Annotated in this window: 8 protein-coding genes and 3 pseudogenes; 3 read left to right on the forward strand and 8 right to left on the reverse strand. The window is 56.4% G+C overall.

What is annotated here, in order from left to right:
• Positions 1 to 1,094 precede the first annotated feature (1,094 nt).
• The 6 genes from NKI21_RS32430 to NKI21_RS31555 all read right to left on the reverse strand — a co-directional run bounded on the left by NKI21_RS32430 (position 1,095) and on the right by NKI21_RS31555 (position 13,463).
• Entirely contained in the window at positions 1,095 to 1,292 is a 198-nt protein-coding gene (locus tag NKI21_RS32430; RefSeq protein ID WP_502896802.1) for a DDE-type integrase/transposase/recombinase, read from the reverse strand.
• A gap of 186 nt (positions 1,293 to 1,478) precedes the next feature.
• Positions 1,479 to 2,144, reverse strand: a complete 666-nt coding sequence (locus NKI21_RS31535; RefSeq protein WP_352869165.1) for a GntR family transcriptional regulator — start codon at positions 2,142 to 2,144, stop codon at positions 1,479 to 1,481.
• A 152-nt stretch (positions 2,145 to 2,296) separates the two neighbouring features.
• Positions 2,297 to 2,524 (reverse strand): hypothetical protein, encoded by a 228-nt coding sequence (locus tag NKI21_RS31540; protein WP_352869168.1) that lies wholly within the window; start codon positions 2,522 to 2,524, stop codon positions 2,297 to 2,299.
• A 740-nt stretch (positions 2,525 to 3,264) separates the two neighbouring features.
• Positions 3,265 to 4,860, reverse strand: a complete 1,596-nt coding sequence (locus tag NKI21_RS31545) for a M81 family metallopeptidase (RefSeq protein ID WP_352869170.1) — start codon at positions 4,858 to 4,860, stop codon at positions 3,265 to 3,267.
• Between the two features lie 68 nt (positions 4,861 to 4,928).
• Positions 4,929 to 6,176 (reverse strand): ATP-grasp domain-containing protein, encoded by a 1,248-nt coding sequence (locus NKI21_RS31550; RefSeq protein ID WP_352869172.1) that lies wholly within the window; start codon positions 6,174 to 6,176, stop codon positions 4,929 to 4,931.
• A 216-nt stretch (positions 6,177 to 6,392) separates the two neighbouring features.
• Positions 6,393 to 13,463, reverse strand: a complete 7,071-nt coding sequence (locus tag NKI21_RS31555; RefSeq protein WP_352869174.1) for a hybrid non-ribosomal peptide synthetase/type I polyketide synthase — start codon at positions 13,461 to 13,463, stop codon at positions 6,393 to 6,395.
• 373 nt (positions 13,464 to 13,836) lie between these two features.
• Between NKI21_RS31555 and NKI21_RS31560 the strand changes: the two genes are divergently transcribed.
• Positions 13,837 to 14,580, forward strand: a complete 744-nt coding sequence (locus NKI21_RS31560) for a 4'-phosphopantetheinyl transferase family protein (protein WP_352869177.1) — start codon at positions 13,837 to 13,839, stop codon at positions 14,578 to 14,580.
• Between the two features lie 152 nt (positions 14,581 to 14,732).
• A pseudogene (locus tag NKI21_RS31565) lies at positions 14,733 to 15,265 on the forward strand (tyrosine-type recombinase/integrase); the annotation flags it as partial.
• 192 nt (positions 15,266 to 15,457) lie between these two features.
• Here NKI21_RS31565 and NKI21_RS31570 read toward each other — a convergent pair.
• Positions 15,458 to 15,820, reverse strand: a complete 363-nt coding sequence (locus tag NKI21_RS31570; RefSeq protein ID WP_352869180.1) for a hypothetical protein — start codon at positions 15,818 to 15,820, stop codon at positions 15,458 to 15,460.
• Positions 15,821 to 16,003: 183 nt separating this feature from the next.
• On the opposite strand from NKI21_RS31570, the pseudogene NKI21_RS31575 reads away from it, so the two are divergent.
• Positions 16,004 to 16,392: pseudogene (locus NKI21_RS31575) on the forward strand (IS5 family transposase); the annotation flags it as partial.
• 67 nt (positions 16,393 to 16,459) lie between these two features.
• Here the strand turns inward: NKI21_RS31575 and NKI21_RS31580 are convergent.
• Positions 16,460 to 16,866: pseudogene (locus tag NKI21_RS31580) on the reverse strand (transposase); the annotation flags it as partial.

Below are 16,866 nucleotides of genomic sequence, written 5' to 3' on the forward strand. Positions count from 1 at the left end.
TACTGCTGCCGGCAGTTCGTCGTATGTGAGGCTGGCGACCGTATTGGCAACGTCTTGTGTTAGCGACATAGTTTCAAACCGCAATGAGGAATCGGAAGTCAAATGCAGGGCCTGCGCATCCTGTCGGGGCCGACAGCTGGTCTGCGCCCCGCTCAGTGGGAATGTGGCTATTTCTTAATCCAGGCGTTCCAGCGATCGATCAGCATTGGCTTGTTGGCGTTGATCCACTCGGGGTCCGGAACCACCATTTCGGAACTGATCTCCTCGGCCGATGGCATGTCGGCATCGGCGCCCCATGCACCTATTGGGCGTTAATAAGCGTTGCGTTTCCAGATTCATGAGAACTCCCTTCAATTGTAGAGATATGCCAGCAAAGGCAGCCAAAACATCAAGCGGGTAAGGACGCGTGGCTGCGAGTGAAGTGGGCGTAACTTCGAAATAGCCGTTGATGAGGCTGTAAGCGCCGATCAATTTCTGATCGCACATTTGCCAGAAATGTGATTGCGCATCCTCACAGCGGTGTTCGTATTACGCAAGGGGCCCGTTAACGGCGCCGCGTGTGAAAACGAGGAGCACTCGTGCCAAATAGACTGTTGGCAGCTAGTCTGCGACAAAACCTTCTCCTTGGCCGTGACGTTTTGCGGATATCAATGCATGTACAGTGCCAAAGAGAAAGTCATTTCAAAACAAAAAGATTGCTCTAATACTGCATTGTCGTAAGTCCGACGTCGTCGAACATACGACAATGCGAAACGTGGTTGAATTGCAGTGATCACCCGCGCGGATCTCCGAACGATTCTAGCGGCGATCGGTTCAGGCCGCTGCACGGCGACGTCACGTTGTCTGCATATACACGCGTTGAGACCTGCGGCCGCTGATGTCAGCTGACCATGGCCACGGCTTTCAATTCCGCCACGGCCTGCAGGCGGTGAATATGTGTAGCGAGAGCGGAGCGTTTTGAGCGGGGGCGGGACGAAGAGATTGCGCGGAGCCGAGAAGATCGAAACGAAGCGTTGCAGTGCTCCTGTGATCGGAAGCCTTGCATAATCCGCTCCCGTTTTCGCAGCGGCACATGTGCATTCTCCGCCGCTTGTTCAATCCCGATGCTCGACGCCCGGCATCACCTGTCGCCTGGCTGCTCCATAGGAGCGCAGCTGTTGGTGATCATGCGCTTCGGCGCGACGCCTGGCTTCTTCAGCAGCCGTCAGCAAGCGCTTGGCCGCTTTGGTGTTGCGGCGGTTCTGGACGATCTCGTCGAGCACATAGCCATCCTGGTCGACGGCGCGCCACAAACAGTGTCATCCTGGCTTGGCATGATGCGACCGTATCCTGCCAAGCTGCTCGCGTCGCGTGGACGCAGGTAAATCAAAATACCGCACTCGATTGTATTGCGCCTTGTCAGCAATCGGATTCGACAAGGTGGATGAAATCATCACTCACCCGCAGGATCGCAAAAACGTGATCTCAAAACATCTTTTTTATTCAGGCTTTAAGATTTGCAGGATCTTTAGACGGGCGGTGAGTATATCATTGACTATCGCGGCCTGGACGGCGGCAGTGTTTCTTGCCTTAAGTGCTGAGATTGCAGCGTCGCGAAACCTCTCGCCGTCGTTGTCTTCGAATCCCCGATTTGCGAGAAGGCCCAGCGTGGGGCCGATTGTCACCCAAAGATTGTCGATGATCGCCAGAAGCCTGGGCGCTTTTGACTGGGCATATAGAGCGAAGTGGAACCTGGCGTTTGCCGCAATCCTCGCCTTGGTGTCGTGAGACCTCCGATGCGCGCTATAGACCAGGTGATGATGCTCCAACTCGCGAATGAAGGTCGCCGAGGCATTTTCCGCCGCAAGTTCCGCTGCCCATCCTTCAAGGTTGACGCGGATCTTCGTGATTTCCTCCAAATCTGACTGCCCTAGGCTTGGGGCGATAATGGTCTTTGGAGCTGGCATTAACAGGCTTTTCTCGGACACGAGGCGCGTGATCGCCTCACGGACGGGCGTCACGCTGACGCCCAGTTGAGAGGCTATGGAGCGATGCGTGATCTTCTCGCCGGGCTTATACACGCCACATCTGAGGGCTTCACGCACCATGCCGTATGCCCTCTCGGACAGGGTCGTCGTCTGTGGGTGTTCGCCCAGATCTTTCATTAGTAGGCGCACCGCCGACAGCGCGAATTTGCCGCCATCAACGACACATGACTAAAAGCCAGAATTTTCGCGCATTCATAGCAATGTCCTCGCCTTGACCGGCTGGTAGCCGCTTCGATATTGGCGTGTGGATCGTCAGCCGAAGTCATCGGTCAGATCTCTATATCGGCCCAAGAAGATGCCAAAAGCATTCTCCAACCCGAGAACTCGCCTTCGGTATTGGCCATTGACACGGCAAACTGACCGCGCCTGGTGATAAAGATGCCGTTGTTGATCATGAAAAGCTGGAACAGGTTTCGAAACATCGCTGGGGTCTTAACGTCCTCAGGACCGCGCGGCATGTCCGCTTGGAAATGCCAAGACCTGCCGGTTGGTGACATGGAATGGCCTCGAGCCAAGCAGCGGCGCTTTCTGTTGCATGTCGATCCTACTGGAGGGCTTGCAACCTCTTCATTGCCAGCATGCGGAGAGTTGCGATGTTTAAGGTCCGCCAGGTTGACCGGTCTGCCATCTTTTGTATGTTTGCTGGTACTTGGCCTACGATCTCAGACACTGCGCGGCCTCGTGGGATGGCCGAGCAAGGCATTTCGGTCGATCGCACCACCATCTTGCGGCGGACGGTTTGCTTCACGCCTTTGTTTCTGGAATGTTTCGATCGGGGGTGTCGGAGTATCACCGGCAGGTGGCCTGTCGACGAAGTCTCTTCCAAGGTTCGTGGCCGGTGGATGAATTTCGTACACGACCGCAGCGTCGCGAGAGGGGCGAGTTCTGGCTCGCTGGGCACCGTTTCTGCTAGCTGCCGTCGCCTCTTTTTGTCATACATCATAAGAGAATATCCTCATTTTATTTTCTACCTTTGATCTGCGCATCCAGTGTTAAAAAGCTCATTCTCGCGGCACCATACAATCTATAGCGAGCTCGATAGAGAGCTAATTGCATAAATATTTTTTAAGTTTGTTTTAAGATTATATTGCAGAACAGCTGAGCTGCTTGTTCAGAAGAGCGCCGATCCCGAAGTCCTCGGCCGCACAGAGACACTGATCGCACAGGAGGAGGAGCGATTGCCTGAAAGAAGCTCGAGGTTTACCGGCGGATTAGCGGGCCTGTGTCGCGAGAATGCCTATACGGCTAAATATTCCACTACTTGAGCCGCGACAATGGGCGCGTCACCCACATTGGTGTCCGGCCAGACCCGTGCGCGTTTTTTGGGGAAAGCACCTGGGACGAAATAGGAGAGGCCCGCGCTTGCAACATAGATAGTCACTGCAACGCCCTCGAAATTCCGATTGAAGTGGAACTGCGACTTCATGACGATAAAGTCCTGCTCGCGGATATTGATGTCGTGGGATTCGAAAATGGCGCGATCAACGACGAATCCTGGCTTTGACGTGGCGATCACAAGGAAACGATTATCAATCTCGATAAGGGCCGTCTTTCCCATAGCAGCGGATTCGTTGGCAAAACTGGGTCCAATGAGTTTAATATCCCTATTGTTGAGCATCTTGACCACGCCTTCGACCTCGAAGGGCAGATATAGCGGGGTCACCTTGCCGCCGAGACGCATCTTGATTTTCGCGCCGACTCCGGCGGCATGTGCCTGAGCGACGGTTTCCGGATCATTGACCGTCATCGCGCCCTGGAGCTTCACAGGATGCTTCAGTGCGGCCTGCAGGATCAAGGTGCTGTCGCCCGGCGCGCCGGCCAGCGTCCGGTCACCAAGATCGGCAAGCGCCTTGGTGATGCCGCTCTTGTCCTTCGCAGTGGCATCTAGGGCCTCTGCGATCGTCACGGTTTCATCCTTGAAGCACTCGCGCAGATCCCAGAACTCATGGGCGTAATCCTCCACGATCGCCTTGGCTTGCGCATATGGCCCGTTGCTCAGTATCACAGCGGCCTGACCCATGTCCGTTAGATCCGCAAAGCGATAGGCGTTGTAGATGCTAAGGTCCACCACTGGCGCTTCCGACTTCTCGAGTGCACGGGCACGTGCGTGCATTTCTTTAAGTGGGCTGAGATGAGTTTCGAGCCTGCCTGGGGCAATCATTCGGGTTTTCGCGAAGGTATAGACCGGTCGCAGACGGCCTTCCAGAACATCGAAAACCAATCTGACGACCTTCTTGCCGTTGTCGTAGTAATCGTCATGGGGATTGTTCTTGCAGGCGATGCAGATGTCGGCTGCCTTCAACATCTTCGGCGTGATATTGGCATGAAGGTCGAGACCTACTCCGATGACTGCGTTTCCGCCGATGGCACTGCGAATGTAGGAGAGGAAATCACCTTCCGCATCTTCGAACTCAGTCGTGGACATCGACCCATGCAGGTCCAGGACAATCGCATCCGGCGCGAGCTTCTTGAGTTCTTCGCCCCAAAACTGGCGTTGCTCAATGTAGAAACCGTGATCGATGGCGCCGCTCGGGGCGATCATCGAATCTGAAACGGGAAGGATTTCAATATCAGCGCGTTCAATCAAGGCGTCGACAATCCCGCCTAGCGTGGTGCCATTTCCCTTGGCCGCCTCGATTACTGTCTCGCCGCGAACGATCGTGATATCTGCCGCCGCTGTTGCAGGCGCATATCCGTGCGATTCATGAAACAGGCGTCCGACTGCTATCCGCTTCATAATATTAAATTGTCTCCTGAATGTCAGGGTTTGATCGCCAGGGATTTCGCGGTTACCTGCGCCGACGTATTGCTGCGTTTTATGCAGCGGTTTCAAGTTCACGGTGCGATGGACTGGCGGGTCGTGCCCGGCACAGGGTGCGCCGGGGACAAGTGCTTGAGTTCTTAAGGGGCCGCAGGCCGCTCCTGTTCGCCAGGGTTTGGGAATGGTGTGATCGACCAATCGATTAAATCGACGGCACGCTGAAGTATCGCCTCTGTCCGATCATGGGTGGGTGAAGAGGCGACGACATATCCGATCATGTCTCGGAGATCTCCTTTCCTGACGATCGGTGTCTTGGGTTCAACATACAATTTGACCTCGGCAACACCTGGTACAGCAGCCGCTTGACTGTCGCCGCCGATCCAATCGAGAGTGCCATCGCGATCAGGAACCAGGAACCGCATGGCCGCAGTCTGCGAATGCCTTCTACGCAAATTCCATTTCTCACCGATGACAAGCTTGATGTGCTCGGTGACCAGATCAACACCGTAAGCCAGCTGAACCATTTGGGGAATGCCTGCGCCATGAAGACGGGGATTGACTTCGATGACGATTGGGCCACGCGTCGTCCACCGGAATTCAATACCCGCTGGCCCCCAGCCAAGGTCGAGAGCTCGCAAACAGCTCAGCGAAAGATCGGCGATACGCTGATGCTCGTCATCAGTCAGCGGGGCCGGAAAGGTGCACTCCCGACCGACAAAATGGGGTAAGGGGCCGAAGTCAGCGGTGCCAATTCCAATGATCTGATCTCCCATTATGTCGGCCCAATAAAGGGGACCTTGTGCGAATTCTTCGACCAGTATCCTTGGTGGGGACTGCCATATGTGCTCCCCGCCCAACAGATAGGTCGTATGTTCGGCTAACTCATCGAAGCTGCGGCACAGTCGGACACCTCTGCTGCCCGCACCAACTGCTGGTTTAAGGATCACCGGCAGGCCGATCTCCGCGGCAAAACTGTCCACCTCCGTAGCATCCGCTGCCAAGCGATAAGCAGGTATTGGAGCGCCGACCTCTGCGAGTAGGTGACGTTGCTTGAATTTGTCGCAGCATTGTTCGATGGATGTGGGGTTCGGTCCCGGCAGATCGAAATGGCGGCATAGCTTACCAACTGTCGCATAGAACGAGTCCCCGACGGACGTAATGCCAGCAATGTCATAGGTTGCACGGAGCCGGGAACATTCGCGGATCAGCGCATCGAGATCGGCTGTATCGACACGGACTGCCTCAATTCCCTCCGCCCCAAGATAGTCGTACTGAGCTGGATCAGCCGACAAGACAATTGGATGAAGACCAAGTTGCAGAGCTGCTTGGACGTATAGCGGACCATTATACCTTGAACCTTCAAGCAGGATGAGCGCTCTTCTTGCCATTGGCCGTTGTCTCCGACGTTGCGTGCTGTGCGGCGGTCCGAGCGTACATCGACAAAATCTTTTTCAGCCGTGCCTGATCTCAGACCTTGTAGTGAACGTACCATTGTCAGCGATTTGCGGTCGCAAAGATTCTGCAAATTTAGTTCAACGATTTGTTGCAACAGTTTGGTCGCCGGACCGTGTCCGGCTTTTGCGATTCGCTGCTGGTGCCGTCGCTTAGTCGTTTCGATTGAGATAATCTTTGAGCTTCGTTGCTAGGACGCGTACATGGGGCGGAGCGACCATCGTGTAATGGTCACCTGGGACTTCGTGAATTTCCAGGCGCGCCCTCGCGAATTGCTTCCACCCAAGATCGCCATCAGGTTCATTGGTGGATGTGCGCAGCCCCTTCTTGGCTGCAAAAAGAACGGACCTGCTGTCGTTGAACCGAGGGGTATATTCGCGCAACGCAATTTTATTTGCCTCGGCAACTGCCAGGATATTATTGAGCTGCGTTTCGCCCATGTCGGGTACGTTGCCTGCTTGCATTCCGAAATCGAGCAAGGCCGTGACCTGACACTCACGTTTGATGGATTTCAAATTTCGCCAATATTTCTTCAGCGCTGGAAAAAGGACACTCAATGTGACCGCTTGCTCGCTAAGCCAGTGAGGAATACGGCGGTTACCGAGCAGGCGATGATATTGGTCGCTTGTGTGCTCTTCATCCTTGTGAAGCGCTTTAGCATCGAGCAGCCCAACTATAGCTACCTCGTCACCAGCATCCTGCAATTGGCAGGCCATTTCCCAAGCAATACTGCCGCCCATGGACAAGCCGGCGAGCTGATAACGGCCGCGCGGTTGTACGCTCTTGATAGCCTCTACGTATTCCCGCGCCATTTCCGGAATGCTCAGGTGAGGTCTTGCCTCACCATTCAGACCGCGCGCCTGCAGGCCGAAGAGCGGCTGCTCCGTGCCAAGTGCCTTCGCAAGAGGCTTATATAGGAGTACATGTCCCCCAAAGGGGTGGGGGCAAAACAGAGGCGTCCGTGAGCCGCCGGTTTGTATCGGCACCAATGCGTTCGGACGCGCGCTTCCACGGGTCTTCGAGAGGGCTATTGCGAGCCCTCTTGGAGTCTGGTGTTCCAGCAGCAGGGAGACAGCCAGTCTCTCTCCTGTGAGCTGCTGGATGCGATCGATGACGCTTAAGGCGCTCAACGAATCGCCACCAAGATCAAAGAAGCTGTCGGTCAGGGCAACCTCATCCAAGCCCAAAATGTCCCGATAGACCGCCCCAATTTGGCTGTCTAAAGCTGCCTCAGCAGACATCTCAACTACAGTCGGACTGCGCACCCCTTCGTTCCCAGTCGGGCGATCGACGGATGTGGCTGCAATATCAGGCTGATTCAAATCGGCATTTTGTTCCTGCTCCTCGGTGACGACCGCATCGAGCCAGTAGCGCTTGCGATCAAAAGGACAAGGCGGGAGGGGGGTACGCTGCGGGGGATTATGATCGTGCAGGCCAGACCAATCTATGCGAACGCCGCAGGTCCATAGCTTGCCCAATGTCTCTAACAGTCTCAGGCGATCGCCTTGCCCGTGATCGCCTCCTGGCAGGGCCGCAAAGGCGATGGGGCTGCGCAGGTTGATCTTTGACTTGGACCGCTTGGAATGTCCCGTCAGGGCTGCGCCAGGCCCCGTCTCAATGAACAACTCGTGGCCCGATTGCACTAGCCGATCGAAGGTCTGATGGAATTGCACCGTCTCTCGCAGATTGCGGACCCAATAGCTGCCATCGAGCCGCACGTTCGGCTCAAGCCAGTCACCGAGCACCGTTGACATGAAAGGCATTTGCGGCGCGTGCAAATCGACTTGTTTTGCATGAATCTTAAACTCCGGCAGGATTGGATCGAGTACGGATGAATGAACGGCATGACTTGCACGTATTCGTTTACTCGCAATCGATCTCGCCTCCAATTGCTCATGAAACGCTTCGATCTCGGATGCGGCCCCCGAAACGACGCACTGACGTGGACCATTTATTGCCGCCAATGAAAGGCGTTCGTTCCAAAAGGGCTGGAGCTCTTCCGGCGACAGGCTGACTGCAACAATCCCGCCGGCAGGCACACGCGACGTTAACTGTCCTCTTATCAGCGTCAGTCGAATAGCATCAGGCAACGAGATAATGCCCGCAAAATGAGCGGCTGCATATTCGCCGATGCTGTGGCCGATCACAGCTGCAGGGAAAATGCCCCACGACATGAAGAGCTTCGTCATTGCATATTGCGTAGCAAAGATGACAGGCTGTATGACGGCTTCCAGCTGAGGCTCAAGCTCGCCATCAGATTTGCCTTCGCAGTAGAGCAGGGGGCGGAAATCAATATGTGCGAGCTCATTAAGCCAGTTTGCGCATTCGTCGATGGCGTTGCGGAATACCGGCTCTTCTTTATAGAGCTCCCGACCCATTCCAATCTGCTGCCCGCCCTGGCCGGAGAACATGAAAACGATGCGGGGTTCACTGCTTGACACCTCTCGCGTCGCGCCCGCCTGCAGTGCCGCCTGGTCGATTTGGTCGGCTAGTTCCACCAGACCGGATCCGACGAGACTTGTGCGATATCTTAGAGCGGCTCGACCCTTTTGCAGCGTGTATGCGATATTTGCTGCGCTGTGCTGAATATCGCTTCGGCGCATAAAGCCGGCTAGTTGCTGGAGCATTTCGGTCATTGCCGATCTGCTCGCCGCCGATACCGGAAAGACGTGCGGCCTGCGACTGGCCTGCGCACCGGTTCGCGGCGGAGCCTCCTCGAGAATCGCGTGCGCGTTCGTGCCACCAATGCCAAATGAGCTGATCCCGCCGCGCCGCGGCCGACTACCCTTGGGCCAAGCGGTGCAGGTCTTGTTTACGAACAACGGGCTCTCTTTGAAGTCTATATTTGGGTTGGGCTTATCGAAATGCAGGCTAGCGGGAATGACCCCCCTGTTCAGCATCGTGGCGAGCTTGATCAATCCCGTCACACCCGCTGCGGCGTCGAGATGGCCGACATTTGTCTTTACCGAACCTATTGCGCAGAATTGTTTCCGTGCTGTGTGCGAACCGAAGGCCTTGGTCAGGCCGGAGATTTCGATGGGGTCTCCAAGATAGGTTCCCGTGCCATGCGCCTCCACATAACCAATGGTGTCCGCAGAGACCTCAGCATCGGAGAGGGCAGCTTGGATTACCGCTGCCTGTCCTTCAGCACTGGGGGCGGTGAACCCTACCTTGGCGGCGCCATCATTGTTAATGGCGGTCCCCTTTATGACTGCCCAGATATAGTCGCCATCCCTAAAGGCATCGCTCAGCCGCTTGAGAACAACGGTCGCTGCTCCGCTGCCTCTCACCGTTCCTTGCGCTTTAGCATCGAACGCGCGGCAGTGGCCGTCAGGCGACAAGATATGGCCTTGTTGATGGAGATAGCCCTTTCCATGGGGCAGGGAAATCGACGCACCGCCCGCCAGTGCCATATCGCACTCGTTACTGCGCAGGCCCTGGCAAGCGAGGTGGACAGCAACCAGCGAAGTAGAGCATGCCGTCTGAACTGACACGCAGGGGCCGGTCAAGTTGAGCTTGTAGGCAATGCGCGTCGCCGTGAAATCCTGGCCATTAAGAATGCGGATCTGCAACTTTTCTGAATCCAGCAGGTCGCGGCCTGCTTCACGTTCAGCGTGATAGTGGTTGGCCCCCACGCCGGCAAAGACACCGACACGGCCGTCTGCCGTCTCGCGCGATCCGTATCCCGCGTGGTCGAGCGCCTGATACGCGGTTTCCAGCAGGATTCGCTGTTGCGGGTCCATCCACGCTGCTTCCTTAGGCGAGATGCCGAAGAACGCTGCGTCAAACAGATCAACTCCGCTGATAACGGCTTCGCGCCTCACATAATTAGGATTGCCAAACGTGTCAGGATCAACGCCAGCTTCTCGCAATGTCTGTTCATCCAAGTCTGCGATGGACTCAATGCCATCGACCAGATTGTTCCAGAATTGATCGACGTTCTCCGCTCCCGGGAACCTGCCCGCCATACCTATGATCGCAACAGCATCGCGGTCCTGTTTGGGTTCGTTGCCGCTTCCGGCCGAACCAATTGTGTTCTTTAAACCTCCAGCGGAGTGAGGAGCAGCTTGAGTCGCGGCCAAATGCGCAGCGAGCGTTCTTATGGTGGGGTGCTCGAAAAGATTCAGAATCTTGCAATCAATGCCCAGACGATCTTGGATACGGGCCTGAACCTGGACGAGAGCCAGGGAATGTCCGCCGACATCGAAGAAACTGTCTTCAACGCCAACGAAATCCAACTTGAGCACGTCCTTCCAGATGTCAGCCACTTCCGTCTGCAACCTGCCGGTCGGAAAAGTTGCGGCCTTTAGTATCGAGGCATTTCTCCTCGGCTCGGGAAGAGCGCGTCGATCGGTCTTGCCGCTGCGATTGGTCGGTAGCTGTGGAAGGAACACGAACTGTGAGGGAACCATGTAGCTAGGCAGCGCGGCGCGCAGAAAAGACTGAAGTTCATCGGTATCCTCCGAACTTTCCGCTCGCCTCACCACGTACGCTGTCAGGCTCGCTTTTTCATCGGGCCTGTCTGTCAGCGCCACGCAGCACGCTTTGACGTTCTCGTGCTTCATCAGACACTGCTCAATTTCGGCAAGCTCGACCCGCATGCCGCGAATCTTGATCTGTCCGTCTTTCCGGCCCATGAACTCAATCGTGCCATCTGACCGATAGCGGGCCCGATCCCCAGTTTTGTATAGCCTGGATTCCGGCTCATCATCGAACGGGTTTGCCCGGAAAACCTGGCGCGTGAGTTCATCGCGATTCATGTAGCCGCGGGCTATGCCGACGCCCCCGATGTAAAGTTCACCGATTGCGCCGATCGGTGCCGGATTTCCATAGTGATCAAGGATGTAAGCCTTGGTATTGCTGGCGGGGCGCCCAATGGGTGGCTTTCGCCCGTCGGCTCTCACCTCGGTCCTTATGCAGTAAACGGTCGCTTCGGTGGGCCCATAGGAATTGAAGATGCGGCGCTTCTCACCCCATCGCTCAATGAGGCTCGACGGCAAGGGCTCTCCACCTGACTTGATCACTGTGAGATCAGGAAGATCAGTCGACGGCAAGAAGTTCCACGCTGTCGGTGTAAGACCGGCAGCGGTGATGCGTTCACGGCGCATAAACTCGACAAGCTCTGCTCCAGGTAGCGACGCGGACGGGGGTGCCAGGCACAGTCGACCACCAGACGATAAGGCCAGCATGAAGTCGAAGAGAGACGCATCAAATCCGCAGGAAGCGAACTGCAATACTCGGCTATCCGGCCCCAACTGATAAGTGCGTCTTAGGTCCTCCGCCATGTTGCAGGCGCTTCGATGTTCGATCATCACGCCTTTCGGCTGACCTGTCGAACCGGATGTATAGATAACGTAAGCCAAGTCGGAGGGGCCGGCGGGGCAGTGGGGAGGCGTGACTTCGTGCAGTGCAATTTCGGTGTGGTCTTTGTCGAGGAGAACCACTGCGCATTCATCACCTTCAATGTTGCGCCCTGACAGGGCATCCCCGAACGTCTGTTCTCTGAGCTCCGATTTGCTGATGAGGGCAGTGGCGCCAGCATCCCGCAACATGAAGCGTAGACGCTGGGGTGGCAGTCGCGGATCGAGAGGAAGATAGACGGCCCCCGCCTTCAAGACCGCGAGAAACCCGACAAGGAGATCGCACGAACGCTCAACGAGAATGCCGACCACGTCCCCAAGGCCGACCCCTTTTGAAATTAGATGACGGGCAAGGCTGTTTGCCCTTTGCTCAAGTACGGCATAGCTGAGTGCCTCCAATGGGCAGCTGACAGCGATATTGTCCGGGTAAGCGGCGGCCTGCGCTTCGATCAGGTTGTGCAGGCAAATGTCGAATGGCAAACGTGCAGCTGTGTCGTTAAAATTATGCAGGAGCTGATGCTCCTCCTCTGGCGTCAGAAGACTATAGTTGCCTATCCGTTGCGCTGGCGTATCTGCGATCGCCTCAAGCAACAGCTGATAGTGCTTCGCCAACCGCTCGATGGTGCTAGCATCCCACAAATCCGCTTTATACACGACGTCAAGGCGGACACTTTCCCTGCGGGCCAGGATTCGAAAATCAAGATCGATCCAGGTATCGGTCTCACAAAATCGAATTTGCGCAGGCAAGCCGGAGAGGTCGACTTCGCATGGCGTGAAGCCAAGAGAACTCACCGCCTCCGGAGTGAAGTTGAAAACTGCTTGCGCGAGCGGATTGCGATCAGGTGTATGGGGGAGCTTGAGCTTCTCTAGGAGCAGTGGAAGAGGAAAATACTCGTGGCTGCGCGCGCTGCGCATCAGGTGTCGCACTAGCTGCAAATGGTCGAGGAAAGTGGGATTTCCGGAAAGATTCTGCCGTAATGCCCCAAGGGTCACAAAGTAACCGAAGGTCCCCGAAAAATTTCCCGCCGGACGACCGAGGCGTGGCACATAAAGGGTGATGTCGCCCTGGTCGCAATAACGATGCAGCAGGACATAATAGGCAGCAAGCAGAACGGTGGACAGCGTTACTTTTTCTTTGTGCGCCAGTCGTTCCAAGCGCGCGACCACGGGCTTGTCGAGATCCAGGGAGAAAACTGACCCTGTGTGCGTCGCGGGCGCAGTTCGTGGTTTGTCGGTCGGAAGGGCCAGGTCGGGCTCATGATCGACAAATTGGCTGCGCCAGTACGCCCACATACGCTCTCCGTCGTCGCCGGCAAGGAGTCGCTCCTGCCAGGCTACGAAGTTCCCGTAAGGAGCCGCCGTGGTCAAATCCGGCATATCCGTGTCGCCGCAAAACGCCTGGTATAGCCTGCCGAACTCGTGCAGGAAGGTGCGAATGCTGTAGGCGTCGGAAATGATATGATGAAAATTGAGGAGAAGACTCTCGTCCGTGGCACTGCGCATGAACAGGTGTGCGCGAAACAATGGCCCATGTTCCAGATCGAAAGGCGAGCGAGCTTCCGCTGCGATGGAGTGATGGAAGTCCGCCTCTTCAAGACCTTGTAGCCGAACGACATGAAAACTCAGAAGGGCAGTCTCATGAATGCGCTGATAGATCTGCTCGCCTGCCTGGTGAAAGGTCGTGCGCAGCATTTCATGGCGGTCAATCAATGACTGGAGCGCGCGCCGCAAGGCATCAATGTCGAACGGTGCCTTTATGCGCAGCTCGACTGGCAGATTGTATTCGCTACCGGTCGGTCGTTTTTGATAATGTATCCAAAGGCCCATCTGGCCATGCGACAGCGGGTGCGTAACATGATCCATTGCTTTCTCCAGCCACATAGTTGTGCGGAGAATGCTATCCGTCTTTTCTTGGGGGCGGTCTGAATTTTTTGAGAATTATTATTCCATTTATGTGAAATTATTGTCTTAAGAACTACCATATTCAGGAATTGCGGACGACCTGGATATAAATTTTTAGACAAATATTAAAAAGAAGGATCGATATGGTATAAAATTGTTTCACGATCGTTAAAATGCTTCATATATCTTCACACATCGTGAGCCTTCGGCAATATATAAGCGTCTCCTAGACAGCACCGAGCCACCTAAAGCAGCTGAAGGGTCTGAGCGGCCAAAGCGAGAAAACCGTTTGTGCTGATCAGGCAACAGCGTGTGGTGGAGCGAGCTTTGATGCATGCATTCGAATAGGCAGACGGGCACCATCGACGTTTGGGTTTTCCGGCATTCTCAGCTGACGATCCCTACGTTGCATATGCGCGAAGTGCTGAGCCCAACTGAGCGGGAACGGGCTGAGAAAATTCGTCACATGGATATGCGCCTTTCGTATCTTCAGGCAAAGTGCGCTTTTCGGATCATCCTTTCTGCCCACTTGCATGTTCCGCTGAAAGATCTCCAGATGACCGTTTCGCGCTTCGGCAAGCCCCGATTGCCGGCGCACGATGTTGAAGTGAGCCAAGCTCATAGTCACGATTGGTCGGCCGTCGCCGTATCAACCTTGGGCTTCGTTGGGATAGATATTGAGGGTTGGCGCCCCCTGGCAAATTGCCGGCAGTTGGCTTGCCAAGTTATGACCGACCAAGAGGCAAGGGTTTTTGAAGACATTCCGAGCGAGCTGACTGTGCGAAAGTTCTTGGAGCTGTGGACCAGAAAAGAGGCCGTACTGAAATGCGCGGGTCTTGGTCTCCGCCAAGACCCGCGTGGCCTTCATACAGGCTGGGATGAGCCGGCCGTGCAATTTGGTGACGTGCAATATTACCTCAACGCACTCCCAATCTGCGGGCAATTGGTAGGGCATTTAGCATCGCATGCTCCTCAAAAGATCATCATGCGCAGCCTGCCATCACAAATGGACGATTGGCCGAAAGGACGCGCTGCAACAACGCCAATGAACTCAGCCGCGACGAGTGGCTCGGCCTGATGCTCGATCGCGAGCTCGCCATGCGCGCATAAGCGCGTCAGGAACCGGCTCGCCTCAGCCAAGCTGCGCTTTCCCGAAGCCTGCATCGAGGAAAATCGATTTTGCCGCACGATCTGGCCGTGCTGATTGAGCGGTGGTTCACCGATCGGCTCATGCGACATCGAGGCGTAAGCTCCAATACCATCGCCTCCTGTCGCGACACCTTCCGGCTCCTGTTTGCATTCGCGCAGACACGCCTTGGCAGGTCTCCGTCGCAGTTGACACTACGGGATTTGGACGCGCCTTTCATCGGCGCATTCCTGGAAGACCTCGAGACACTGCGATCCGCCTCAGTGAGGACCCGGAACCTCCCCTCACGGCCATTCGGTCTTTCTTCAGATATGCGTCGTTCGAGGAGCCGGCCCATAGCGCCCAGATTCAACGCGTGCTCGGGATCCCGAGCAAGCGATGCGACAAGCGACAGCTTCAGTTTCTCACCAGGCCCGAGATTGAAGCGATCCTAGCCTGTCCGGATCGCAGCACAAGGCTGGGACGGCGTGATCACACCCTGCTGTTGCTGGCCGCGCAAACGGGGTTGCGGGTCTCGGAGATCATCGATCTCGACCGGGGCTCGGCGATGCTAGGGCAGGGTGCCCACGTGCGATGCGTTGGCAAGGGCCGCAAGGAGCGAAGTACGCCGCTCACCACCGGACCTACTGCAGCAAGCGATTCTGCGGGTGGAGCACTCTCAGCCGGAGTCCCGCCCATGAGCGCCGCCCGGACGTCCCCCCGCTCTACTTGAGGCTTTCTTCACCGATCGCCTCATCAGACAGCGACAAGCAAGTCCGCATACCCTGGCGAGCTACCGCGATACCTTCTGCCTGCTGCTGGCCTATGCTCAGCGGCAGCTGCGCAAGAGACCGTCGGAGTGACGTTGCCAGATCTCGACACCGCGTTCCTCGGCGCCTTCCTCGATCATCTCGAACACGACCGCGACAACAGCGCCCGTAGCCGCAATGTCCGTCTTGCCGCCATCCATTCCTTCTTCCGCTATGTGGCCTTGCATGCGCCGAAACACAGCGCATTGGCGCAGCGCGTGCTCGCCATTCCGAGCAAGCGTTACGTGCGCCGGCCGGTCGCCTTCCTCAGCGGCATCGAAGTCGCCGCATTGCTCGCCGCCCGCGACCTCGATAGCTGGGTCGGGCGCCGTGACCGGGCGCTTCTGTTGCTGGCGGTGCAGACCGGGTGCTGCCGAAGTCATCGGCCTTCGTTGCGAGGATATCGTCCTCGGCCCGGCCGCCTATGTGCAATGTCAGGGAAAAGGCCGAAAACTCCGCAACACCCGCTCGCAAGGATACGGTCACGGTGCTGCGTACCTGGCTTGCCGAGCGCCGCGGCCGGAGTTCCGATCCTGCCTTCCCGACGATAAACGGCACGCCACTGAATCGTCGATGCCGAAGGCCGGCCGATCGACCTTGTCATGACGGCCGGACAGGCACATGACGGCAAGCCCGCCGCCGCCATGCTCGACGCCCTCCAACCCGATGCAATCCTGCTTGCCGACCGCGCCTACGACAGCGATGCTATCCGCAGGCTCGCGGCGGAGCGAAAAGCGTGGGCGAACATCCCGCCGAAGACCGGACCGGCAGTTTTCCTTTCAGCGCATGGGTCTACAGGCAGCGCAATCTCATTGAGCGATACTTCAACAAATTTAAGCACTTCAGAGGTATCGCAACTCGATATGACCGCGATCCGCTCAATTTCCTCGATGCCATCAAGCTCGCTTCAGTGCGCATCTGGCTCAGAAATCAAGCGCTAGCTCCGGTTGTCTGAACAGTTTCCCGGGAATGATAAGTGGCGTTCCGCCGGGTTCGTTCATTCGATTGCGGCGGCGGAAAATTCATGCCGCCGCCATGAAGGGCGTCGGATCGAAGTAGGCCTCGTCCGGCGTGCGCCCGTCAAGGCTGGAATGGGGGCGCAGTCGATTATAAAAAATCCAGATATCGGCCAAGCGAGGCGTGCGCCACGCCGACGCTGTCGTAGGCATGCAGATAGACTTCTTCATACTTGACCGATTTCCAGATGCGCTCGACGAAGACATTGTCGCGCCATGCGCCCTTACCATCCATGCTGATCGCGATTTCGTTGGCGATCAGAACGTCGGTGAAGGGCTCGCTGGTGAACTGGCTACCCTGATCGGTGTTGAAAATGCCGGGCGCGCCATATTTTGTCAGGGCTTCCTCCAGCGCCCCGACACAGAAGTCCGCTTCCATCGTGATCGACACGCGATAGCTGAGCACGCGCCGG

The sequence above is a fragment of the Mesorhizobium sp. M0715 genome, from assembly GCF_040320355.1.
Classification (GTDB): Bacteria; Pseudomonadota; Alphaproteobacteria; order Rhizobiales; family Rhizobiaceae; genus Mesorhizobium.